Origin of the sequence: Sporosarcina sp. P12(2017) (assembly GCF_002743035.1) — a bacterium.
Classification (GTDB): domain Bacteria; phylum Bacillota; class Bacilli; order Bacillales_A; family Planococcaceae; genus Sporosarcina; species Sporosarcina ureae.
In genome coordinates, this window is the sequence record NZ_PDYL01000010.1 from 54,220 (window position 1) to 78,316 (window position 24,097).

22 protein-coding genes are annotated in these 24,097 nt (G+C 41.0%); 12 read left to right on the top strand and 10 right to left on the bottom strand.

Annotated features, from left to right (window positions below):
* Nucleotides 1-31 precede the first annotated feature (31 nt).
* The 6 genes from isdE to CSV80_RS09650 all read left to right on the top strand — a co-directional run bounded on the left by isdE (nucleotide 32) and on the right by CSV80_RS09650 (nucleotide 4,968).
* Complete coding sequence (gene isdE / locus CSV80_RS09625) at nucleotides 32-910, top strand: heme ABC transporter substrate-binding protein IsdE (RefSeq protein ID WP_143560479.1); 879 nt, start codon at nucleotides 32-34, stop codon at nucleotides 908-910.
* 33 nt (nucleotides 911-943) lie between these two features.
* Nucleotides 944-1,909 carry a FecCD family ABC transporter permease gene (locus tag CSV80_RS09630; RefSeq protein ID WP_099670656.1) on the top strand — a complete coding sequence of 322 codons (966 nt, stop codon included), beginning with the start codon at nucleotides 944-946 and terminating at the stop codon, nucleotides 1,907-1,909.
* Nucleotides 1,910-1,915: 6 nt separating this feature from the next.
* Nucleotides 1,916-2,686 carry an ABC transporter ATP-binding protein gene (locus CSV80_RS09635; RefSeq protein WP_099670657.1) on the top strand — a complete coding sequence of 257 codons (771 nt, stop codon included), beginning with the start codon at nucleotides 1,916-1,918 and terminating at the stop codon, nucleotides 2,684-2,686.
* A gap of 11 nt (nucleotides 2,687-2,697) precedes the next feature.
* Entirely contained in the window at nucleotides 2,698-3,471 is a 774-nt protein-coding gene (srtB, locus tag CSV80_RS09640; protein WP_099670658.1) for a class B sortase, read from the top strand.
* Nucleotides 3,472-3,581: 110 nt separating this feature from the next.
* Nucleotides 3,582-4,202 (top strand): NUDIX hydrolase, encoded by a 621-nt coding sequence (locus CSV80_RS09645; RefSeq protein WP_029054341.1) that lies wholly within the window; start codon nucleotides 3,582-3,584, stop codon nucleotides 4,200-4,202.
* 19 nt (nucleotides 4,203-4,221) lie between these two features.
* Complete coding sequence (locus tag CSV80_RS09650) at nucleotides 4,222-4,968, top strand: alpha/beta hydrolase (RefSeq protein WP_099670659.1); 747 nt, start codon at nucleotides 4,222-4,224, stop codon at nucleotides 4,966-4,968.
* Nucleotides 4,969-5,063: 95 nt separating this feature from the next.
* Here the strand turns inward: CSV80_RS09650 and CSV80_RS09655 are convergent, their stop codons facing one another.
* Complete coding sequence (locus tag CSV80_RS09655; RefSeq protein WP_099670660.1) at nucleotides 5,064-5,486, bottom strand: organic hydroperoxide resistance protein; 423 nt, start codon at nucleotides 5,484-5,486, stop codon at nucleotides 5,064-5,066.
* Nucleotides 5,487-5,648: 162 nt separating this feature from the next.
* Here CSV80_RS09655 and CSV80_RS09660 point away from each other — a divergent pair, with 162 nt between their 5' ends.
* A complete protein-coding gene (locus tag CSV80_RS09660) occupies nucleotides 5,649-6,842 on the top strand; it encodes a DUF4317 domain-containing protein (protein WP_099670661.1) in 1,194 nt (397 codons plus the stop codon).
* A gap of 245 nt (nucleotides 6,843-7,087) precedes the next feature.
* The gene (locus CSV80_RS09665) at nucleotides 7,088-8,599 is read left to right on the top strand and encodes a malate:quinone oxidoreductase (RefSeq protein WP_099670662.1); all 1,512 of its coding nucleotides are present in this window, start codon (nucleotides 7,088-7,090) and stop codon (nucleotides 8,597-8,599) included.
* Nucleotides 8,600-8,718: 119 nt separating this feature from the next.
* On the opposite strand, the gene CSV80_RS09670 is transcribed toward CSV80_RS09665, so the two are convergent.
* Complete coding sequence (locus tag CSV80_RS09670) at nucleotides 8,719-9,255, bottom strand: ECF transporter S component (RefSeq protein ID WP_099670663.1); 537 nt, start codon at nucleotides 9,253-9,255, stop codon at nucleotides 8,719-8,721.
* Nucleotides 9,256-9,799: 544 nt separating this feature from the next.
* Nucleotides 9,800-10,612, bottom strand: a complete 813-nt coding sequence (locus CSV80_RS09675) for a TspO/MBR family protein (RefSeq protein WP_233201562.1) — start codon at nucleotides 10,610-10,612, stop codon at nucleotides 9,800-9,802.
* Nucleotides 10,613-10,743: 131 nt separating this feature from the next.
* Between CSV80_RS09675 and CSV80_RS09680 the strand changes: the two genes are divergently transcribed.
* A complete protein-coding gene (locus CSV80_RS09680; RefSeq protein ID WP_099670664.1) occupies nucleotides 10,744-11,136 on the top strand; it encodes a (deoxy)nucleoside triphosphate pyrophosphohydrolase in 393 nt (130 codons plus the stop codon).
* Between the two features lie 24 nt (nucleotides 11,137-11,160).
* On the top strand, nucleotides 11,161-14,064 hold the full coding sequence (locus CSV80_RS09685; RefSeq protein ID WP_099670665.1) for a DEAD/DEAH box helicase: 2,904 nt from the start codon (nucleotides 11,161-11,163) through the stop codon (nucleotides 14,062-14,064).
* 41 nt (nucleotides 14,065-14,105) lie between these two features.
* Here CSV80_RS09685 and CSV80_RS09690 read toward each other — a convergent pair whose 3' ends face one another.
* Nucleotides 14,106-15,881 (bottom strand): multicopper oxidase family protein, encoded by a 1,776-nt coding sequence (locus CSV80_RS09690; protein WP_099670666.1) that lies wholly within the window; start codon nucleotides 15,879-15,881, stop codon nucleotides 14,106-14,108.
* Between the two features lie 158 nt (nucleotides 15,882-16,039).
* Between CSV80_RS09690 and CSV80_RS09695 the strand changes: the two genes are divergently transcribed.
* On the top strand, nucleotides 16,040-16,897 hold the full coding sequence (locus CSV80_RS09695) for a YitT family protein (protein ID WP_029054328.1): 858 nt from the start codon (nucleotides 16,040-16,042) through the stop codon (nucleotides 16,895-16,897).
* A 255-nt stretch (nucleotides 16,898-17,152) separates the two neighbouring features.
* Nucleotides 17,153-18,607 carry a protein adenylyltransferase SelO gene (locus CSV80_RS09700; protein ID WP_099670667.1) on the top strand — a complete coding sequence of 485 codons (1,455 nt, stop codon included), beginning with the start codon at nucleotides 17,153-17,155 and terminating at the stop codon, nucleotides 18,605-18,607.
* 83 nt (nucleotides 18,608-18,690) lie between these two features.
* Here the strand turns inward: CSV80_RS09700 and CSV80_RS09705 are convergent, their stop codons facing one another.
* From CSV80_RS09705 to CSV80_RS09730, 6 genes are all read right to left on the bottom strand, one after another.
* Nucleotides 18,691-19,629 (bottom strand): ABC transporter permease, encoded by a 939-nt coding sequence (locus tag CSV80_RS09705; RefSeq protein WP_099670668.1) that lies wholly within the window; start codon nucleotides 19,627-19,629, stop codon nucleotides 18,691-18,693.
* On the bottom strand, nucleotides 19,607-20,530 hold the full coding sequence (locus CSV80_RS09710; RefSeq protein ID WP_099670669.1) for an ABC transporter ATP-binding protein: 924 nt from the start codon (nucleotides 20,528-20,530) through the stop codon (nucleotides 19,607-19,609). Before CSV80_RS09710 ends, CSV80_RS09705 begins: the two co-directional genes overlap by 23 nt.
* 84 nt (nucleotides 20,531-20,614) lie before the next feature.
* On the bottom strand, nucleotides 20,615-21,286 hold the full coding sequence (locus tag CSV80_RS09715) for an ABC-2 transporter permease (protein WP_099670670.1): 672 nt from the start codon (nucleotides 21,284-21,286) through the stop codon (nucleotides 20,615-20,617).
* The gene (locus tag CSV80_RS09720; protein WP_099670671.1) at nucleotides 21,286-22,143 is read right to left on the bottom strand and encodes an ABC transporter ATP-binding protein; all 858 of its coding nucleotides are present in this window, start codon (nucleotides 22,141-22,143) and stop codon (nucleotides 21,286-21,288) included. Before CSV80_RS09720 ends, CSV80_RS09715 begins: the two co-directional genes overlap by 1 nt.
* A 5-nt stretch (nucleotides 22,144-22,148) precedes the next feature.
* The gene (locus CSV80_RS09725; protein ID WP_099670672.1) at nucleotides 22,149-22,520 is read right to left on the bottom strand and encodes a GntR family transcriptional regulator; all 372 of its coding nucleotides are present in this window, start codon (nucleotides 22,518-22,520) and stop codon (nucleotides 22,149-22,151) included.
* 124 nt (nucleotides 22,521-22,644) lie between these two features.
* Nucleotides 22,645-23,973 carry a TrkH family potassium uptake protein gene (locus tag CSV80_RS09730; protein ID WP_099670673.1) on the bottom strand — a complete coding sequence of 443 codons (1,329 nt, stop codon included), beginning with the start codon at nucleotides 23,971-23,973 and terminating at the stop codon, nucleotides 22,645-22,647.
* Nucleotides 23,974-24,097 lie beyond the last annotated feature (124 nt).

Here is a 24,097-nt window from a genome sequence, read left to right on the forward strand (position 1 = left end):
CGTGAAAAAAAAGTGGAGATATGTATGGCTGATGTTGGCAGTCATGACAGCAGCTATTATCGCAGGGTGCGGCAATGATAAAGAAGAGAAGGCTGTTTCAGCAGATACCGCCGAGAAAAGTGAAACCGCTGAAACAAGTGATCAGCGAATTATTGCGGGCACTGTAGTCATCGCGGATATTCTGGATAAGTTAAATATAGATGCCATCGCTATTCCTGAAACAGAAAAAGAATTGCCAGGCCGGTTTGATGGGCTTCCAACTATTGGCAATGCCATGACGCCGGATATGGAAATTTTGAAATCAATGAATCCAACAGACTTTTTATCCGTTTCTACATTGGAATATGACCTCGAAGACGGCTTTGAACAATTGAAAATCCCGGCAACATTTTTAAATTTCCAAAGTGTGGACTCGATGATACAAGAAATCCAAGGTCTTGGAGAGCGCTATGATCGTAAAACACAAGCAGATAAATTAGTAGGGGACTTACAGAAAAAGATTAAAGCTGCCGAAGTAGTGGCAGCGAACCGCAAAGGTCCAAGAGTATTAATATTATTAGGTATCCCAGGTAGTTACTTAGTCGCGACAGAAAATTCCTACGCGGGTGATCTCGTAAAACGTGCTGGCGGAACGAATGTCATGGAAGGTCAGGATCCTGAATACTTATCGTCCAATACTGAGTATCTTCATAATAGTAATCCAGATATTATCTTGCGTTTATCACATGGTATGCCAGATGAAGTCGTGGAAATGTTCAACGAAGAGTTCCAAACGAATGATGTATGGAAGCATTTTGATGCGGTGAAAAACGGTAAAGTCTATGATTTGGAAGAAGAGTTATTCGGTACAACCGCTTCATTGCAAGTACCTGAAGCATTAAGTGAGCTAATGAAGATCTTCTATCGATAACTCGATGAATTTCGTCTGAAAAGGAAGGCCGTCATGAGAAAAAGAATTGCTAGTTATGTAATCGTATCCCTACTGCTCGTCGTAACCATCGTATATTCGGCTACGACAGGTAGTATTAAAATGGGGTTCTTTGAATTTTTCGGTGCGCTCTTTGAACAGGGCAACAGTCAGATGGAAGCGATTCGTGACTTGCGCTTTCCACGAATGATTGTGGCGTTATTTGCAGGAGCAGCATTGTCAGTTTCGGGTGTCTTGTTACAGTCTGTAATGCGTAACCCTCTTGCGGATGCAGGAATTATCGGGATATCTTCCGGCGCAGCATTCGTGCAGTTATTCATTATTTCGTTCTTTCCGGCGCTCTTTTTCATGACGCCTTTATTTGCATTTATGGGTGGGGCCTTCGCGTGTTTTCTGGTCTTTGCATTATCGTGGAGATCAGGTCTTAGCCCGTTGAAATTAATTCTTGTGGGAATTGCAATCAATGCAATGTTCACTGGTCTCACCGAAGCGTTCATTAGCTTTGGTGGTTCGTTGAACGTCTCAGCCTCAAGTGTGATCGGTTCGAATTTAACGATGCGTACGTGGAGCGATGTATCGACCATTGCGACATATGGAACTATCGGGTTGGTTCTGGCGTTTGCATTGTACAGCTGGTGTAATTTATTAGTGTTACAGGATAAGACCGCAAAGAGTATCGGCTTCCATGTTGCACGCGCACGTTTACTCATTGCGGCAGTAGCTGTTTTACTAGCAGCGATTTCGGTGGTAGTGGCGGGTGTGATTTCATTCGTCGGTTTACTTGTACCGCATATTGCCCGCAGATTAGTAGGCTATGACCATAAGGTGCTTATACCGTTCACAGCGCTTTTAGGAGCATTGATAATTTTGTTGGCTGACACGCTCGGTAGAACGATCGTGGCGCCGCTTGAAATACCTGCTTCGACGTTGATGGCGATCATCGGCGGACCGTTCTTAATATTCTTACTGCGAAAAGAGTGACCTGTTATGGAAATGAAGCGCATTATTGTATCGCATGATAATATAAACAATCACTTGGATGATGTCTCGACATCTATTTCTAAAGGGAAAGTGACAACGATCATCGGACCAAATGGTTGTGGGAAATCGACATTACTAAGTGTACTTTCACGAACTAATATACCAACCTCGGGAACGGCTTCACTGGAGAATCGTGATTTAGTAATGTTTAAGCCGAAAGAGTTTGCGAAGAAGTTAGCGATTGTTTATCAGCAGAATGAAGTGCCAAAAGATTTGACGATTGAAAAACTGGTCGGCTTTGGTCGGTTGCCACATAAAGCGTTATGGCAGCGAAACCAAGAAGAGGATCGCAAGGCTATAGACTGGGCATTGTCCGTGACGAATCTAACAGAAAAACGCCATAATGACTTAGAAGCTTTATCGGGTGGAGAGCGTCAGCGTGTATGGATTGCGATGGCACTAGCACAGCAGTCAGAAATTCTGTGCCTAGATGAGCCCACAACTTATTTGGATATTTATTATCAGATTGAATTATTGGAGCTCGTGAAATCATTAAATGAACACTATGGATTGACGATTGTCATGGTATTGCATGATATCAATCAGGCGATTCGGTACAGTGATGAGATTATTATGATGAAGAATGGTCGAATCATTGCAGAAGGTCCGCCACGTGAAATCATTACAAAGGATGTCATCAAAGAAGTATATGGAGTCAACGCTGTCTTCAAGGAAGATGACGAATTAGGTCTTTATATGATGTCTCTTGGTATTTAGGAGGTAAGCTGATGAAGAAACGCCTGTCGAAACTGATGCCTTTTGTTTATCTGGCAGTCTTTCTCTACTCAGGCTATTTACTCGTGCAGTATTTGTATACATACGTGGAATCAGCCAGCTCATTGAAGGAAACGCAACAGATGTACGAGGCGGCGTTAGAAAATACAGCTCAGGTTGCTGTAACGGAAGACGCTAAAGAAGATCTCTTGGAAGATGATTCGATGCGTCCGCAGTTTGAAGAATTAAATAAAGTGAATCAAGATATCGTAGGCTGGATTTCAGTAGAAGGTACCAATTTGCATAATCCCATTTTGCAAGCTGAAGACAACGACTTTTATTTAAATCGTAACTTCACACGAGAAGATAGTCGCGCAGGCAGTGTCTTCATGGACTATCGGAATGATATTACGGATATGAGCCACAACACGGTGCTTTATGGTCATGCGATGCGAAACGATACGATGTTCGGTAGCTTGAAGAAATTTGGTGATCAAGACTATGCAGATGAACATCCGGTTATTTACGTGGATACATTGTATGAAGGGTATGATATTGAAGTATTTGCAGCATACGAAACGACGATTGACTTTTATTATATCGAAACAGATTTTCAGACGGATGAGCAATTTTCGGAGTTTCTAGAGGAAGTAGAATCGCGTTCTCTAATCGATATGCCTGTTGAAGTAGGGGCGGATGATCGGATTGTGACACTGTCGACTTGCAATAACTCTGTGAATAGTAAAGATAAACGCTATGTAGTGCAGGGGAAATTAGTGAAGCGCTAACGTATATAGATAGAATGAGGAGTTACTCTTACAGGGTAGCTCCTTTTAATTTCTTTAACGATTCGTCTGGTAATGATACGATAGGATAAAACGATGAGGTGGGGGACTTCATGGACTTGGATCGACTGCAAAGTAAATTATATGAAAATAAATCTTTATTCATCGGAGAAGATACTGCATTCCGTTCCGCTGTAATTATTCCGTTAGTAGAAGCGGAAGGGGAATGGCATGTACTGTTTGAGGTGCGTGCCTTCACGATGAGGAAACAGCCAGGAGACATCAGTTTTCCAGGCGGCAAAATCGATGTAACGGATGCGTCACCTATGGAAGCAGCTTTACGGGAGATGCACGAAGAGCTCGGAGTTGATCCGAAGACCGTACAGATGATAGGAGAGCTAAGTCCGTATATTGCGTCGCCTTCATTTGTCGTCTATCCGTTCGTGGCGGTTGTTGATTATCATGAAATTATTCGAAGCTATAATAAAGACGAGGTGGAGGAGGTATTCTCAATTCCATTAAAGTGGCTTGCGGAACATGAGCCATACATGCATATGGTAGCAATTGAAACAGCACCGCCTAAAAACTTTCCATTCGAAAAGATTATGAATGGAGATCGGTATAAATTCAGAAGTCATTCGCTTGAAGAATGGTTTTATGAGTATGGTAATTATACAGTTTGGGGATTGACGGCTAGAGTGTTAAAGCATTTTATCGATATCGTGAAGAAATAAACTGGAATGAGGATCAAGTATGAAACAAAAGAGGACATGGAAATTCAAGTTGTTCGTCGGGCTAGCAATTTTCCTGTTAATGATTGTAGTTGGTTTCTTTATATTCGCCAGTACTTATTATACAGCGCAGTCTTACGCGGAAGAAAATGTACAATCAGATTCAGATGTAGCGGTTGAGAATGGTAAAGAGCTAGTGTTTGAACCTACATCAAATAAGAAAAACATCGGTTTTATTTTCTATCAGGGTGCAAAAGTGGAAGCTGAAGCATACGCACCGATGGCCAAGGAAATTGCTAAACAAGGCTATACCGTAATTATTCCTCACTTGCCGCTCAAGATGGCCATCTTCTCGCCTGACCGAGCCGATAAAGTGATACGTAATCATCCTGAAATAGGTACATGGATAATAGGGGGGCATTCTTTAGGCGGTGTGACAGCATCGGATTATGCATCTCGCCATGAAAAGATTTCTGCGCTTGTGTTGCTGGCTTCTTATCCTGGAAGTCATACGGATTTGAGTGAAGCGTCGGTGGATATTTTGTCGATTTCGGCGAGTCAGGATGAGGTGGCGGATGCGGAGGCTATTCAGGCAGCTAAGTCTAGTATGCCTAGTGATGCAAAGTTCATCGAGATAGAGGGCGGTAATCATGCAGGTTTTGGTGATTATGGCGAGCAGAAGGGTGACGGTAAAGCCACTATATCGAATGAAGAGCAGATTATGCAGACTTCTGCCGCGATTGTGGAATTACTTGAGGGGTTGGAGTAGTAGAAAATATCTTTTGGTGAAATAAAAGGCTGTGCAAGAGGTCGTGTATGCATGTTTTCCAGCACAGCCTGTAGCGTTATTTTTAGAATGTAGAATTAAAGTACTGTTAGTGTCACTTCAATATTGCTTCTAGTTGCTTTGGAATATGGGCAGACGTGGTGTGCTTTTTCAACTAGCTCTTCTAGTTGAGCCTTTTCGATGTCTGTGCCTGTCACTTGTAACTCAACTTCTAGTTTGAAGCCGCCGTCTGTCTCATCTTTGCACAAGCTGACGTTAGCTGTGACTTCCGATGAAAATTTAACACGTTCTTTGCTTGCGACGAGTTGAAGTGCGCTGTCGAAACAAGCTGCATAACCTGCAGCGAATAATTGCTCAGGGTTGGTAGAGTTCTCTAATTCTTTCGCTCTTTTTGTACCTGGCATTGCCGTATCGAATTCGACTACTTTGTCGGAGGATACTACATGGCCTTCTCTTCCTCCGTTAGCAGTTGCTGTGGATGTAAATAATTTTTCTGACATGAAATCACTACCCCTTGTCTAATTTTTTAGTCTCACTCCATTGCGTACCCGAATATTGGATAATTATGTGTGAATTCTTTAATCTTTTATGTACGTGTATAGTAACGTCATCCAACGTAGTGAATACATTTAGTTAAATTAGTTAGGAAGTGGGAACACGAAATGAACAAAAATGATATTGCAGATATCCGTAAACGATTTAAATTAGATACAGATCTTTTGACGATCACTGACATTTACCATGTGTACATTAGGCAGGAAAGCAGTGAGATTTACCATGAAGAAAGTCAGGCTTTTGCTTTGCTTGACCGTGAGCAACAGGAATTGTTCATGACGAATTTCAAAAAGGTGCTCGGTGGTAAACTAGGCATGAAGTTATTTGAAGTGAAGTTCGAACGTCAGAATGAAGAGAATAACGAGGATCACGCACAAAAGATTTTGTATGAAGGGTTGCATGCGGAAGAAGCCGAAGAATGGAAAGAAGAGATGCAACATCTAGCACTCAAGATGGTGAAAGATGTCCAATACGAAAAGGATCTCGTCGTGACATTTATTCGTGGAAACTACTTTAAGAAGACTAAGCGTAACAGTGAAGAGACGGAAATTGATATGCGGGATGAAGTATTTACGACACCATTTATTCTATGCAGTATGAATCATACAGACTTGCCGAAGCGCTCCATTGTATTTGACTTTCAGGAGCGTGAATTCAAATCGAATACGATGCTCGATCCAATCATTAATCTTGCGTCACCAATAGGCGGCTTTTTATTCCCTTGCTTTACAGACAATTCAGCTGATGTCAATCATGTATTGTATGCTGCGGGTAAAGCGAATAAGCCGGATTATGCGTTCATAGAGAATGTCCTGAATGGAGAAGAAGTGGTTACCGCTGCGGACGATAAAGCTGTTTTCGAGGAGATCGTGAAACAAGTAGTTGGTGGTGAAGTAGACACGGAAACACTAGGAAATGTATATGAAGCTATCTACCGTTTAACTGTAGCGGATGAAGAAGAGGAAGAACCGGAAGAGCCGCCAGCAATTGATGCGAAGCAAATAGAGCGTGTTTTGAAAATGAGCGGTGTCGACTACGTGAATACAGAGTCTGTAGAAACGGCTTTCCAGACCATAGTGGATGACACTTCTTATGAAATGAAAGCAACTCACATCGTCCCAAGTTATACGTCGAAATCGATTAAGATCGAAACTAAAGTAGCGAACATTTCAATCAGTCCACAAGACTTGAAGTATGTGAAACAAGTGAACTACGATGGCAAGCAATGCATTTTGATTGAAGTAGAAGAGGATACAATTATTGAAGGATTCAAAGTGATCTCGGAAGATTTATTGACATGAAAATAGCCATAATTGAATCCAATCCGCGAAGTAGTTGAAAATTCGACACATTGCTGGCTTAATCCCGACAAATAAACAAGTCCCTTTAAACCAAGTTATATTTGATGTATAATAGAAAAGATGGTAGTAGATGTATGGTTAAACTGAGACAGAATAAAGTGCTCCTAGTACGCGCCATGTATGCTGTGACGCCTTATTTAGGAACATTTACGATTCTGTAAATTTCACATATAAGGAAGGTCAAAATGAGTAATAGACAAACTAAATCAGATGTTATATTAATTGGTGCCGGAATTATGAGTGCAACGCTAGGAACAATGTTGAAAGAATTAGCGCCTGACTGGAACATCTCGTTATTTGAGAAATTAGATAAAGCAGGGGAAGAGAGTTCGCATGAGATGAATAATGCGGGAACAGGACACGCAGCATTGTGTGAACTGAATTATACTTCCGAAAGACCGGATGGGACTGTAGATATCGCAAAAGCGGTTAAAGTTAATGAACAGTTCCAATTATCTATGCAATTTTGGTCCCATCTAGTAGAGAGAAATTTGATTAAAGATCCTGAGAAATTTATTATGCCACTGCCACACATGAGTCTTGTACAAGGTGAAGACAATGTGACGTATTTGAAGAAACGCTTTGAAGCGATGACAGCAAATCCACTATTCGAAGGAATGGAGTTTTCTGAAGATCCGGAGAAACTAAAAGAATGGATTCCGTTGATCATGAAAGACCGTACTGTTGATGAAGCAATTGCTGCAACAAAAATCGACACAGGTACAGACGTAAACTTTGGTGCATTGACACGTATGTTAATCGAGCATATGCAAAATGTGGGCGTTGATGTAAACTACGGTCATCAAGTGGAAGATATCAAACGTACAAGTGACGGCGAATGGGAATTAAAAATAAAAAATAATAAAGATGGCAAGCTTGAATTCCATAAGACTAAATTTGTTTTCATTGGTGGCGGAGGCGGAAGTCTTCCATTGCTACAGAAAACAGGTATACCTGAAAGTAAGCATATCGGTGGATTCCCAATCAGTGGTGTCTTCATGGTCTGTAAAAATCCAGACGTAATTGCAAAACATCACGCCAAAGTATACGGGAAAGCAAAAGTCGGTGCACCACCTATGTCCGTTCCGCACTTGGATACTCGTTATATTGATGGCGAGAAGTCCTTGCTATTCGGACCGTTCGCGGGCTTCACACCGAAGTTCTTGAAAGAAGGATCCATGATGGATCTTATTGGTTCTGTGAAACCAAATAACCTTACGACAATGCTTGCATGTGGTGCAAAAAATCTGTCGTTGACTAAATACTTGGTGGAACAAGTAGTACAAACAAAAGAACAACGTATTAATGAACTGCGCGAGTTTATTCCTGACGCGAAAAGCGAAGATTGGGATCTATGGACGGCAGGTCAACGCGTACAAGTCATCAAAGATACTCCGAACGGCAAAGGTACGCTTCAATTTGGTACAGAGCTTGTAACGGATCAGGATGGTTCCATTGCGGCATTGCTAGGAGCTTCTCCTGGAGCGTCAACTGCAGTAGCAGTTATGCTGGATCTTATTAACAAGTGCTTCCCGGGACAAGTAAGCGATTGGGAGCCGAAGTTGAAAGAAATGATTCCTTCATACGGTAAAGCATTAGCAGAGCATCCTGAATTATTGAAGGACATGCATGCATCTACTTCCAAGATATTGAAGCTAACCGAAAATGAGCTAGAAAAAGAAACAGTTCATAGCTAATAGTTAGAATTAAAAACGCTCTACTACGATGTATGTCGTAGTAGAGCGTTTTTTGTACCATTTTGTATAAGTAGTGTATTGAAGGAGTTCAGATTAGCCTTCTAATGTGAAACTGACATTTATTTAAACATAGAAACCTTCTTCAACATCGCATAAACCGGTATAGCAATGGCTATGCCTACTGCACATTGGACCAGATCACCTGGAATGGAAGCGAGTGGGATGATCAAACTGTTATATAGAATACTCTCTCCGATATAATAGCCAGCAATAGTGAATGGTATGGATACTAGCATGGCGAGCAAATTGAATTTAAAGCTTGTCCCTTTACGGCCGTTTGACCAAGCGATTTTACCTACAATATAACCTTGCAAGCCGCGTGTTAGGATAGTAATAGGTGCCCATAAAGCCCAACCGCTGACGAGATCGAACAAGCCCATTCCAACAGCTCCCGCAATCATACCTTTCTTCGGTCCGAACAAAATGGAGACAATGAACAACATGGCAGTACCTAGGTGAATTAGTCCGCCGTTTCCTAGTGGGAGTTTAATATTGAGTAAAAGAGTAGCGACGAACACGAGCGATGCAAGCATGGATGTCAGTATTAGATCAAACGTCTTCGTTCGTTGTGCTGGATAGCTCTGTGTTTTTTGCATAGTCTGAATCTTCCTCACGTATAAAAGTAGTAAATTTAGAATAAAGGCAATCTGATACTTTAGAAAGAGTCAATTTATAATAAATTTAAGGGGTCAGAACAGGAGACTTTTACATAGTTTTAAAAACACTCGCTATATTAGTTGTGTAAGTTTCTGTGGTATACATTTCCACTAACTATATGTTATGTGGTAATAGAAGTTAGGATGTGAAGGAAATGATACAAGTACACGGAATGGTGTAGGTAGGACAAGGTGAGTCAACGCTATTTGACTCCGACACGCAGAAGATTTAGTCGAGGTTTATAAAAGGAGTTTATAGATGGTAGTACGTTTGAAATCGCTACTCGATCCAGTTGTTCCTCAGCAAATTATATCGGTTGAAGTGCGCAATGATTGAATTGACCCCAATTGGAAAGACTATTATATTCATCACGATAGGTTTTTGTAGTAGTATGTAAGTATTGGGTATTGTATGATAACACGACCTGATGGCACAAATATTTGACGCAAAGGAAGAGGCGATTAGCGACTCCTTTGCGCTTTTTTATTTGCGTAGTTTTTTTACTGCAACGAGTACAATGGTCAAAGTTATAAGCCCCAAACAGATTAATATAGACAAGATAATAGAAGGATACTCTCCATTAAATCCACTTTCCGAAGTGTGCTTAGAATATATCCCGTAATATGCCCAAATCAATACAAGTGCGTACGCTATATCCTGACGTCGGATCGTAGTTAGAATCCCGATAGCAGCTCCTACGAATAAAATGATAATCGTCCATGTGATGTCAGATAAACCCAATCCTTCCCACTCAATAGAAACGAGAAAAGCGGTAATGTTTGCAATCGTAGCGATTGTAATCCAGCCGAAATAGATGCTGAATGGAAGTTTAATGAAGAACGCTTCTCTGCGAGTCAACGAAGCATCGAATGTGATGGTATTGATTTTTATTAATGTCAGCAACATCAGTAACATGACGATAACGGAAAGTAACAGATATTCATAATGCCATAAGAAAATCCATGATGCATTCAATACAGAGGAGATACAGAACCATATGCCAACTTGACTAAGTGGTTGTGGATTCTTCTTCTTCTCTTGAAAAAGACCAAGTTGATAGATGACATGAAATAATAACAGTAAGTAGATTACACTCCAAATAGAAAACGTAAATCCTGCCGGCGTAAATAAATTTCCGTATTTATCTGATAGCTCACCAGTCGTTTGTCCATTTAGAGGAATGATATTGGCCAATGCATTTGCTGTGATCATGATTGTATAAGTGATAACAATAGCTACGCGTAAAAGTATAGATGTTTTCTTTTGTTTCATTTCTTCACCTCTACTTTGTTTCATTATAGTGTAGTCCATAGTTAAGTATTCCTGGTTTAATGCAGAGTGAAACATGGGAAGCCTTCTTCATTTAATAGAGGTTGATGGTATAATGGATCCCAAATGGATTGGTAATAAGATGGAGGTCGGAATACATGAAGAAAAATGTACATGTAGTGGGAGCAGTGATTGAAAACGAGAAAGGTGAAGTGTTAGCTGCACTTCGTAGTCCTATGATGACACTGCCGAATTATTGGGAGTTCCCAGGAGGTAAAATAGAAACGGGGGAAACACATCAGGAAGCACTGCGACGAGAGATTCAAGAAGAACTGGGTTGCACCATTACTGTAGGGGAAGCAGTAGAAGACACTACATATGAATACGAAAAAGTCATTGTTCGATTAGAAACGTTCATGGCGAAGATTGTGAAAGGAAAGCCTGTGGTGACAGAACATGCAGAATTACGCTGGATTGCAAAAGATCGGTTACACACGCTGGAATGGGCACCTGCGGATCTACCGGCGATTGAAAAGTTGAAAGATCAATAGCATGAAGAGAGAGGTGTCTGTGGGATGGGAGATTTTATTCGGCAACTAGAAGCGTCTTTGCATAAGGGGTTTGTGAATAAAGAACATAATCAGAATGGCAGTTATAAACCGGAGTTATTGGTGAATAATTCAATAAAGAATACGACGGTGCTATCCTCGATTCAGGATGAACTTCGACACTGTGAACAATTCTTATTTTCAGTGGCATTTATCACAGAAAGCGGACTGGCTACACTTAAGTCTTTGTTTTACGATTTACATAAACGGGGCGTAAACGGCCGAATCATTACATCTACTTACTTATATTTCAATCAACCAAAAGTATTTCGTGAGCTTCTGAACATTCCGAACGTAGAAGTACGTCTTACTGAAAAGGAAGGCTTTCATTCAAAGGGTTATATTTTTCAGCAAGGCGATCAATATTCATTAATTGTAGGCAGTTCAAACTTAACAGCACATGCGCTACAAGTGAATTATGAGTGGAATGTGAAACTGACGTCTCATCGTGATGGAGAAATTGTCTATCATTTTAAAGATCAGTTTGAGGATGTATGGTCAGATGCCAATGTGTTAACTGAAGAATGGATTGAACACTATGAAACGGTTTATCAAGAACATGCAGATCGGATAAGCGCTGCTCAAGTATTTGAGCACCCAGCCACCTATCAAACCAATGCAATAGAACAGGCGCTAGAGATTACACCAAATAACATGCAACAGGCGGCCCTTGCAAGTATTGAAGCGGTGCGTGCGAACGGTGAGGATAAAGGGCTGGTCATTTCAGCAACAGGTACAGGGAAGACGTATCTATCTGCGTTTGATGTACGTAAATTTGCACCGAAACGTATGCTTTTCATTGTGCATAGAGAGCAAATCTTGAAGAAAGCTATGCAAGATTTCAAGCGGGTACTCGGGGGAATCGACGAAGATTTTGGATTGTATGTTGGGGCGAGTCGCCAGTCGGATAAGAAGTATGTGTTTGCAAGTATCCAAACGTTGTCCAAGCCTGAAAACCTTCGGGACTTTAATCCAGAAGACTTTGATTATATTTTAATTGATGAAGTACATAAAGCGGGTGCGGCGAGCTATTTGCGTGTGATCGACTATTTCACACCCAAGTTTTTAATGGGGATGACCGCGACACCTGAACGAACAGACGATTTCAACATATACGAGCTCTTCGATTATAATATTGCCTATGAAATCCGTCTTCAGGAAGCGCTGGAAGAAGATATGTTGTGTCCGTTTCATTATTTTGGCGTGACGGATTTTGAAATAGATGGTGAGCTAATTGGTGACCACACGGTTCTTTCTAAATTGGTGACGAATGAACGTGTAGAGCATGTCATTGAAAAGGTTGCCTATTATAGTCATGCCGGTGATCAAGTGAGGGGCTTGATGTTTTGCAGTCGAAAAGAGGAGGCGCGTGAATTATCAAGAGAGTTGAACTTACGTGGCTATAGAACCGTAGCATTAACGGGTGATGATTCGTATGATGAACGCATGCGCAGAGTCGGTCAACTGGAAAATGGCGAACTCGATTATATACTGACTGTGGATATTTTCAATGAAGGTATCGATATCCCAAGTGTCAATCAGGTGGTCATGCTTAGACAAACACAGTCCAGTATCATTTTCATTCAACAACTAGGACGGGGACTACGCAAAGATCAAAATAAGCCATTCGTTACGGTTATTGATTTTATCGGAAACTATGCCAACAACTATTTGATTCCAATTGCGTTGTCTGGTGACCGCTCGATGAATAAAGATAATGTTCGACGCAATATGAAAGATACTAGTTATATTAAAGGCGTTTCGACAATAAATTTTGAAGAAGTTGCACAAAAGCGTATTTTCAACGCAATCAACAGCAGTAATTTAACGTCTTTAAAAATCTTGAAAGATGCGTATCAGGATCTGAGGAATAAAATTGGTAGGGTGCCTTATCTATATGACTTTATCGAACAGCACTCCATCGATCCAGTCGTTATTATAAACAAACACAATAATTACTTTGACTTTCTAATGAAAGTTAAATCTACAGAAGATCCTATACCAACAATTACACCGTATGAAAGTCAGGTATTAACAATGTTCTCTATGGAATTGATCAATGGTAAACGGATTCATGAAGTAGTGCTAGCCGAGATGTTGCTCACTAAGGGAAGTGTTCGTTTGGACGAATTCATCTACGAGCTAGAAACTACAGGCTGTCAAGTTGATGACGATACGATCGAATCCGTCACGCGAATCTATGACTTATCGTTTTTTACACAAAATGCCCAAAAGAAATACGGAAATCAAGCGATTATTACAATGGATTACAACCAAGTGTTCACATTCAACGAAAAAATGCAACAAAGTATTGAACATGATTCGTACGTAGTATTTCTAATTGCAGACGTGTTGCGCAGTGCGAAGGAAAAGTCGAAAGTTTACGATTGTGCAAACAAGTTAACGCTACATGCAAAATATTCACGTAAAGATGTATGTAAATTATTGAATTGGCAGGCAGATGAGAGTTCAACGATGTATGGCTATAAAACAAAACATGGCACTTGCCCTATATTCGTAACGTATCATAAGCACGGAGAAGTAGAATCCAGTGTGGATTATGGTGATGAATTCATTAATCCTGAATTATTCAAATGGTATACGCGCAGTAACCGAACACTACGATCGAATGAAGTTCAAACTATTATTCAGGCTAAGGAAAAGAATATCGATATTCATCTATTCGTAAAGAAAGATGACGACGAGGGAATGGACTTCTATTACTTGGGTAAAGGCCTACCTGACCGGCAAAGTGTTGCGGAAGACCATATGATAGACAGCAAAGGGAAGCGTTTGCCAGTAGTCCATATGAACATGGTAATGGAACACCCAGTAGAAAATAGGCTCTATGATTATTTAATAGAAGCGTAAAAATCCCCGCGAGATTAATTATCTCGCGGGGTTCTTTTCCTTCATTCACATTCGCATCGATACGTCTCGGAACAAGGGGGGCATGTAGGGCACTTTTTATGACGACGTTCTTCTTTTGATTTCTTTTTCTTGCAAGTACATGACTTCTTACATGTACACTTGCCGCGACATGTACACTTTTTCTTGCACTCACATGTACGTTTTGGTTTATGCTCCTTACATATGCAGTTGGTTTTGCAGTCACATTTGCGCTCTACTACTTCGAATTGCCGCATCATATCATGATCTTCGTGCTCTAAAATATGACAATGAAGCATATAGCGACCGGTGAATGGAGCAAAACGCATAATGACCCGTGTCACAAACCCGGGTGGAGACTGCACCACGTCTTTCCAGCCTCGTTCATTTACGTCTGGTTGTACAGGGGGGCCTGTAAAATTGAGTAAACCATTCGCTGTGAAACCTTGGGCGTCAAATGGGATGCGATCGAGAATCTGGAATTGGACCAAGTGGATGTGTATAGGATGCGTTGCGCCAGCCGTGTTGATGATGCGCCAGATCTCTGTATCATTCAGTTTAGGCTTGAAATCGATTCGTTCCATGAAACCTTTATTATTAAACAAGAACTTTAAACGACCAAATTCATCGATGTCTGCATCCAGTGTAATGTCGCGTGTTCGAGCGGCGTCGCATTCCCGTAGTTTGGGTATATGGCTGAGTATAGCCGGGACATTGCTCGTATCTGGTCCTGTTAATTCAACCAATCTGAACTGTATAATCTGTCCATCGGTTTCAGGATCAGGCGGACTGCCTATTGGCGATGGGAAATCAAACGGAGTGGTTGCAGTATTTTCTAATACGATCGTATCATCGGGTGCCAGTTTGGAGAAGTCAATAATAACGTCCATCCGTTCAGCAGGTGCAATGGTTAACTCATCCATATATACAGGCGTTTCCAATAATCCACCGTCTGAGCCAATTTGTATGATCTTCTGACCGTTTGATAAGTTCATTTTGTAAAAGCGTTCATTTGAAGCGTTCAATATACGGAATCGGTATTTTCGCGGCTCTACTTCTAAGTATGGCCAGACCTTACCGTTGACTGTGATGTTTTCAAACGCTTCACCAGGTGTGACGGATGGATGTGGGAATGTCAATCCGGGCTGTACAGGTCCTGGTCTAACATTTGTTGTATCTGAATAAAATAAGGAACCATCTTCGTTAAAACCACGGTCAGCGATAATGAGTGGAATTTCATACGCACCAGAAGGAAGGTTCAGTTTACGTTCTTCTTCATCACGGATGATATACATTCCAACCAGTCCTGCATAGACGTTCAAACGCGTAATGCCGACCGCATGGTCATGATACCAGAGTGTGGCAGCGCGCTGATTATTATTATATTTATAAACAGGAGAATCAAATAGAGCACCGACTGTATGATAGTTATTCGTAAACCATGCTTCAGGATGTCCGTCGCTTTCCGGCTCTACTTCTGCTCCGTGTAAATGCACTACTGTACGGACATCTGGCATATGTTCGCTTGAACCGTGGAGTGTTCTATCAATCGGTAGAAAATGTTGATCAGGTAGTTCGTTCTTCCACTTGATATGTGCACACTCACCGCTGTTCACGTTGACTAGGGGGCCAGGGAATTGCCCCTCATATCCCCAGATCTTTGTAGGTGCCAACTCTGAATGAAACTCATGAAAGAATTCCTTCATGCCAATTTCATAGTACGAGAAGCATTTATGCCTCTCGTGTGGAGTAAGATACTGAGGAATAGGTAGTTGATCAATAAACGGTGTTAATTTCAATACATCGCTTCCTTCCAAGTGAATTTACTGTCAAAACTAGTAGATGCACGAGGGGGACCACTTATGCCTATAAACTAATGATAGGCTATTCATAGCTCAACATATGATGTAAAATAGCAAAAGTGCTTTTAGCTTATCACGATAGGGAGGTATTATGAATGAAGACCCGTTCACCAAAGAAAAAGCTGCTGATAGAATATGTTTGGATTGTGATTGGATCCATTTTAGTCGGTTTAGCTTTTAATATATTTTTATTACCAGCAAGACTCGCAGCTGGAGGCGTATCTGGAGTGAGTACTATTCTATATGAGATGTATAGATTTGAACCTGCCTTTGTGCAGTGGCTTATCAATATTCCCATATTTTTTATAGGTTTAATTCTTCTAGGTAAGGATTTTAGTCTGAAAACATTAGTGGGAACGTTTTTTGTTCCGCTAACCATTTGGCTGACTGCTGACATCCCTTCGACAATTGATAATCCTTTATTGTCCGCAATCTATGGAGGGATTATGTTAGGCGTAGGGCTTGGGATCGTCTATCGAGGAAATGGATCGACTGGAGGACTTGCGACCGTGGCGCAAATTGTTAAGAAATATACCGGTTTGTCCAGTGGTTATGCGCAATTACTCGTAGATGGTTTAGTTGTGATTGCTTCTGCCATCGTGTTTAATTTGGAATTGGCATTATTTGCGATGATGGCGATTTTTGTGACGAGTAAGGTAATTGACTTTGTGCAATTACAAACATCCCAATCAAAACTAGTATTGATTATTTCGGATAATGAAGAGCGTATCCAGACGATTATTAAAGAAGAAATTGACCGTGGATTGACTAAAGTGCGCTCCGTAGGCGGCTTTTCCAATCAAGAGAAGACCATGATTTTATGTGTGGTAGAACAAGCGGAAGCGATTTATCTGAAGAAGATCCTGAGAGAGGAAGAACCACAGGCATTTGTCGTATTCCTAAACGCATCTGAAATTCTCGGTAGAGGATTTTCACTATCAAAAGTATATTGAAAAAAGCTATCCTGGACACCAAGTGATGTCTCGGATAGCTTTTTTATGATCATACTGTTTACTCGGTCATAAGCTCAATGTAGGCTGGCTGATAGATGCTGGAAGCGACTTCATTAATTCGAATGCTTTGGCTGATCGATAACCGGAATGATACAATACATGCGTCTGGATATAGAATAGTGAGTTAAGTAAAATAAGGCACAATAAATAATAGTGATTCATACTAGGGCATCATATGGAAAGGAAGAAAAACATATGAAACGTAATCAAAATATTGGTTGGAAAGTCGAGTGCAGTTACCGTGAACTACCTGAAACATTTTATACAGTAGTGGAACCAAATACCGTCAGCTCACCGCAATTGGTTCTGACTAATGAAGAACTGGCGGTCTCACTTGGGTTGGATGAAAAACAATTGCATTCCGAAGAAGCGATCGCTGTTTTTGCTGGAAATGAAGAACTTGAAGGAATAGAACCTATTGCTCAGGCCTACGCAGGTCATCAATTCGGTAATTTCACCATGCTAGGTGACGGGCGTGCCATGCTGTTAGGAGAGCACCTGACGCCAGAAGGGAAAAGAGTGGATATTCAATTGAAGGGATCAGGAAGGACACCCTATTCGCGCGGTGGAGACGGACGTGCGGCTCTCGGGCCTATGTTACGTGAGTATTTGATTAGCGAAGCGATGCACGGACTGAATATCCCTACAACACGCAGTTTAGCCGTCACGGTAACAGGAGAGCCTGTTTTACGTGAAACAGCTTTGACAGGAGCCGTGTTGACTAGAGTTGCTTCGAGTCATTTACGTGTCGGAACGTTCCAATATGCGGCAGCCAGACAAGTAGTCGAAGATTTACGTGCACTTGCAGATTACACAATTCAACGTCATTTCCCTGAAGTGGAATCAGAGTCTCACCCTTATGTAGCACTACTAGAACAAGTTATAAAGCGTCAGGCATCTTTGATCGTGAATTGGCAGCTTACCGGCTTCATTCATGGTGTGATGAATACGGACAATATGGCTATTAGTGGCGAGACCATTGACTATGGACCGTGTGCATTTATGGATAGCTATGATCCGCAAACCGTCTTTAGCTCAATTGACGTGCAAGGGCGCTATTCTTACCGCAATCAACCTGGTATAGCAGAATGGAATCTTACCCGTTTTGCCGAAACACTTTTGCCGTTGCTTCACGAAGAGCAAGCGGAAGCAGTGAAACTGGCGGAGAGCAAGCTTTCCAATTTCGCCAGAATTTACGGCGCGGAATGGTTGGCAGGTATGAGGTGCAAATTAGGCTTGTTTAATGAAGAGGAAGCCGATGAAACATTGGTAAAAGATTTGTTAGCTGTCATGAAAGACCATCAGGCTGATTTTACAAATACTTTCCGTTCATTGACGCTTGGACAGCAAGAAGAGTGGTTCCATGAGCCGGACTTTTTAGAGTGGAAAGGGCGCTGGGGTGATAGGTTACAACGTCAGTCGGAAGATACACAATCAGTAGAAGCTTTGATGAAGCGGCATAATCCATCGGTCATTCCTAGAAACCATAGGGTGGAAGAGGTGTTACAGGCAGCTGAAGCTGGCGATATGCAGCCGTTTATGAAGCTAGTTGAAGTTCTCAAAAACCCTTATGCATATACGGCTGAACAAGAAGAATACGTGAATCCGCCAGAAGACGGAACTACTTTTCAAACATATTGCGGAACATAAAATGAGATGCCCCATTGAAAGTGACAACACTTCAATAGGGCATCTTTTTGTATGGAGTACGATCAACATCTAAAATGAAAATATTATGCAGTAATATCTCGTTTCGTAAACACAGTGTAGCTAATAACTAAGAAAGCCACTAAATATGCCGCTAATACTACAAGCGAGAATGGCATAGTGATACCATCCACGAATACAGAATCTGTTTCATACATCGTCAGATTCATATGTGTAAATACGAGATACTTCACAATTTCATACTGTGAAAGCAATAGGACAATGGTGTTACCTGTAAAGAAAATGAATAATGATAGGCCGATTGCCATACCGTTTGAGCGGAAGACGCTACCAATCATGAATGCGAAAGTGGCGGTGATGATCACGTTAGCGAAAGAAAGAATCAGCATATACAAACCGTGTCCCCATATGGAAACGGGCACAATTGCATTGCCATCCCATTTCAGTTCCTGACCTACTCCTGAAGGGAACAGGATGTACGCACTCATAATAGTTACCGCAAATCCAATAAACATTAGTAAGACACCAAACAAAAGAACCGTTACGTATTTTGACGTCATGATTTTCCAACGGCTCACTGGTCGTGTCAACAACATTTTAATTGTGCCTTGAGAAAATTCGGAAGCTACGATGCCTGCTGCTACAATGACTGTAAGGAGTACGACAAGGCTACCAACCCCTACAGGATTGATAATTAGAGATTCCCGACCGTCTTCTGCGAGAGGCGGGATATCATTTGCTAAACGATATTCCAAAATCTTAATAGTCTCTTCATTTTGCTTGCGTTCCATCTCTGGTAAATCTAGCTGAGTAGCTTCATTTATATAGTTTATTTGTTCTTGTGCATTAGACTTCCAATCGGTCGGCTGTGTAGTGTTCTGGTTGTTTACCCATTTGGTTATCCCCATAAGACCAATGACAGCAGCGATTAGCAAAATCGTCATAATCCACGTACCTTTTTTAGACCATAGTTTCATCCATTCATTTTGTATAAGATTCAGCAATCTGTCCGCCTCCCGTCATTTCTAGGAACTGATCCTCTAATGTTTTCCGGTGCGGTTGCACAGCGAACACTTCGATTTCATTGGCTGTCAGTAGCTGTACAATGAATGGAATCTGATCTTTTTCGACCTGCAGTACCAATCCAACCGGCAATAAATTTGGCGTAAAACCATTGGACACCAACAGGCCGTGTGCTTTTTCAGTAGGTGACAGTTCGAAATAGTAATGAGATTGCGCAGTTTCTGACATATCTCGTATGTCAACTAGCCGGCCGTTTTGAATTACAGCAATTCGGTCGCACATTAATTCGATTTCCGAGAGCATGTGGCTTGAAACGAAGACAGCCACACCTTCAGTTTCAGCTATGACTTGCAAATGCTGACGGAATTCCCGAATGCCTGCAGGATCCAGTCCGTTTGTCGGTTCATCTAAGATTAGGAATTTTGGACGATGCAATAAAGCTTGCGCTAGACCAAGACGTTGCCGCATACCTAGCGAGTAAGTGGAGACCTTTTCATGAATACGCTGTTCTAATCCTACTTGTCTAACGACTTCATTGATTCGGTCTTTACTAATATTTTTCTGCATACGTGCGAAATGCAAAAGATTTTTATAGCCCGACATGAACTTATACATTTCAGGATTTTCAACAATGACACCGACTTTTGACAGACCCTCTTCAAAGTTTTCCGAAAGTGGTCTTCCATCAATCAGAATCTCGCCACTTGTACGTTTCATCAAACCGACCATCATTCGAATGGTTGTGGTTTTACCTGCTCCGTTAGGTCCGAGAAAGCCAGTAATCTGTCCGGGGTATAATGACAAACTAACATCATCAATAATTTTCTTGTTGCCAATGACTTTCGTCAGATTTTGTAATTCGACTATGGGTTTTATATTCATACATCCTCTCTTTTCATTAATTACTAACATTCTTCCTATACTAACTAACGATTTTTATTTGCAAAAGTTATTTGGTTTAATAAATTACGCATGATCAAAATCTGTTTTGTGTATGATTCGTATGGATAATAGAATGGATAACCATGTCAGTAAGGCGCTAATTAGTAGAACGGAGAGTGCGATTGTCCATTGATTGGTAGTAATAAGGTCTGCGGTTTGCAGAAAGAATTTTTGCTCTGCCACCATTCTTGGATTTTCCATAATATTTAAGATGATTCTAAATGACATCATGCTCAGTAACGGCAAGGCAATTGTTAGAGAAGACGCCAGTACATAGCCCGCCTTGAATTGCAGCGGATAAAAGAGGGAAATGATGAGATAAAAGAATCCAAGCGCGATGAGTAATTCAGGCATTGTCATCATCCGGGTAGGAAATGGAGCAAATGTATCGAACAAGAAGATATAAAACAGCACAACCACCGTTGACAGACCGAACCAGATGAAAGCAGATGCATACTTCGCCAGTACGAATTGTTTTCTTGTAACCGGAAGGCTGTTTAGTAAGACCAATTCTTTCTCAAACGCCTTGTTACTTGTTGAAATAGCTATGAAATAAGCGACGAAGATTAAAAGTAAAACATGACGTACAGGTTGACCATCCGTGAAAAAGTTTGTAAAGATGATGAACCATAGTGCCGAAATAAGGTAAGTACTCGTCTTTTGTGTGTATAAATCTTTTCGGATCAAAGCATTCATTAGAATTCTCTCCTTCCGGTGTAATACATAATATCCTCGAGTGTCGGTTTTTCAATAAACAGTGATGTCAGGCGCTCTAGAGGGGTCTCAGCAGTATCTGCCAAACATTCAAAGCCGACATCTGTAGTGCGTAGTCCAATCGTAGGTAATCCATCGAGCAGAGTACGCTGATCTGCGGTACCTTTTACCAATACATACCGTTCAGTGAATTCGTCTTTCTCACCTTGGAAGATAATCCGTCCTTGATGAATAAAAACAATGAAATCTGCTATTTTCTCCAAGTCAGTCGTAATATGCGTTGAAAAGAAGATAGCCTTTTCTTCATCTAGTATGAGGTCTTGCATCATATCGAGTAGTTCGCGTCGGACGATTGGATCCAGACCGGCTGTTGGTTCATCCATAATGATAAAATCTGGATGGTGGGAAAGAGCCATTGCAAGTGAAAACTTCATTCGCATACCTTTCGATAAATGCTTTATCCGTTGGGCTGTATTCAACTGAAACTTTCTCAGATAGTAATTGAATAGTTCATCGTCCCACTTGGAATAGAACGGGGCAAGAATCCGTTTGTTTTTCTCGATAGTCAGTTCTTCATAATAGAAATCTGCATCATACACGAAACCGATGCGCTCTTTGATCTCTACCGTGTGGTTTTTATGTGACTCGCCAAACAAACGTATTTCTCCTTGATCAGCTCGAATTAAATCCATCAAACAGCGAATCGTCGTTGTTTTCCCAGCACCATTTGCCCCAATGAATCCCGTAATGAACCCTTTTTTAATATCGAAGTTGAGATTATTCAGTGCAAAGCCCTTAAACTGTTTGGTTAGACCTCGTACTTCCACTATATTTTCCATTCTCTTCACTCCTTATATAGAAATGTCAGCATTTGAATTAACTCTTCAAGACTTACGTCAAAAGCTCGCCCATCCTCAATAACGTTCATCAGCTGTTCTTCAATTTTCTTTAACTGTTCTTCTTTTAATAGCTCGTGATTCTGCGCAGCAACAAATGATCCTTTGCCTGGAAAAGTCTCAATAAGTCCGTCCCGTTCCAGTTCTTCATAAGCCTTTTTCGTTGTGATGACACTAATCTGCAGGTCTTTCGCTAATTTACGTATAGAAGGCAGTGCCTCTTTCTCTCTCAGTGTCCCTAATAAAATCTGCTCTTTCAACTGGTTTTTAATTTGCAGATAGATCGGTTGGTTCACCGAATTGGAGATGACAATATTCAATACATCACCCCTTTCTTCTTATACTGTATATGTACAGTATACACAGTGTGTGACAGTTGAGTCAACCATAAAAAAACCCCAGAATAGAGTTCTGGAGTTTTTCAATATGAGCAGTTACTATCAATTAACCTGTTTGCACTTGATCATACGAATAATGATAGGATTCTTTTTTGGTGTGAATGAGTAAGAAAAACAATGTTAATGGTCCGATGCGGCCTAGAAACATAACAAAACAAAGAATTACTTCACCTGCAGGGCTAATGTTTCCTGTAATGCCTAATGAAAGTCCTACTGTTGCAAAAGCAGAGACTGTCTCAAATAATAAAGGCAGGAATGGCATCTTTTCAGTAACAGTCAGCAAAAATAAAGCGACAAAGATAATGACAGAGCTAACCGCCCCTATAGCCATAGAACGAAATATGACTTCGGACTTGATGGTACGCTGGAAAATATGCGGTTCTTTTATTCCCCTAAAGTAAGAGATCGTTGCAAGTAAAATAATCATAAAGGTCGTTAACTTGATGCCGGAAGCAGTAGATGCGCTACCCCCACCTATAAACATGAGAAGGAGTGTCAGTAAGAGGGAAGACTCCTCCATATCTCCGACGACGATCATATTGAAACCGGCAGTACGTGGGGTCACGGCTTGGAAGTAGGAAGTCCAAAGCTTGTCAATAAAATTCAAACTGCCAATTGTCTTTTCATTATGAAACTCCAAGATGAATAAGAAGAGCGTAGCAATAACGTTCATGATCAGCGTGCCGAATATCATCATTTTCGTGTGTAGTGTCCATTGTTGAATAGATCTCTTTAGAAGGATGTCCTTCACTACAATAAAGCCGATTCCTCCAATAATAAATAACCCAGAAAGGATAATTGTAATAATAGGATTACCTGCAAACGAACTCAAGTTGTCTGGAAATAATGAAAACCCAGCGTTATTAAATGCAGATACTACATGGAATACACTGTAGTACATTCCTTGTTTCCAGCCAAACCCAGGTATCCATACAGTGCATAATGCGATAAATGCAATACTTTCTATTACAATCACGAACGTTAAGATTTCACCTACAAAGCGAACGGTTCCACCAATGGACTGATAGTTGAATGTTTCCTGGATGAATATACGGTTGGTCATACCAACTTTTCTACCTAAAATAATGAGCACTGCAACGGCAAATGCCATTAATCCGACGCCGCCTATTTGAATCAGTATGAGCAACACGACTTCTCCGAAAATGGTGAGTGTAGCGGTGATATCAAAGACGCTCAGTCCAGTTACAGTTGTAGCGGACGTGGCAGTAAAGAGTGCATCAATCCAGCTAATTGGTTTATATGTAGCTATCGGTAATTTTAATAGTAAGGTACCCATTACTATAGTAAATAGGAAAGAGGAGGCTATAAGAGCAGGAGGAGAAATAGCTTTCCTACGTTTTTTAATAGCTGTCATGATCTTTTCATCTCCAGGTAGATCAAATAAAATAACAAAAAGACTCGTAGCTCTTACGAAATTAGCAACAAGTCTTCGTTTTAAGTTCATTGAAAATTATGATACAGTGTAAACAAGGGAGTGA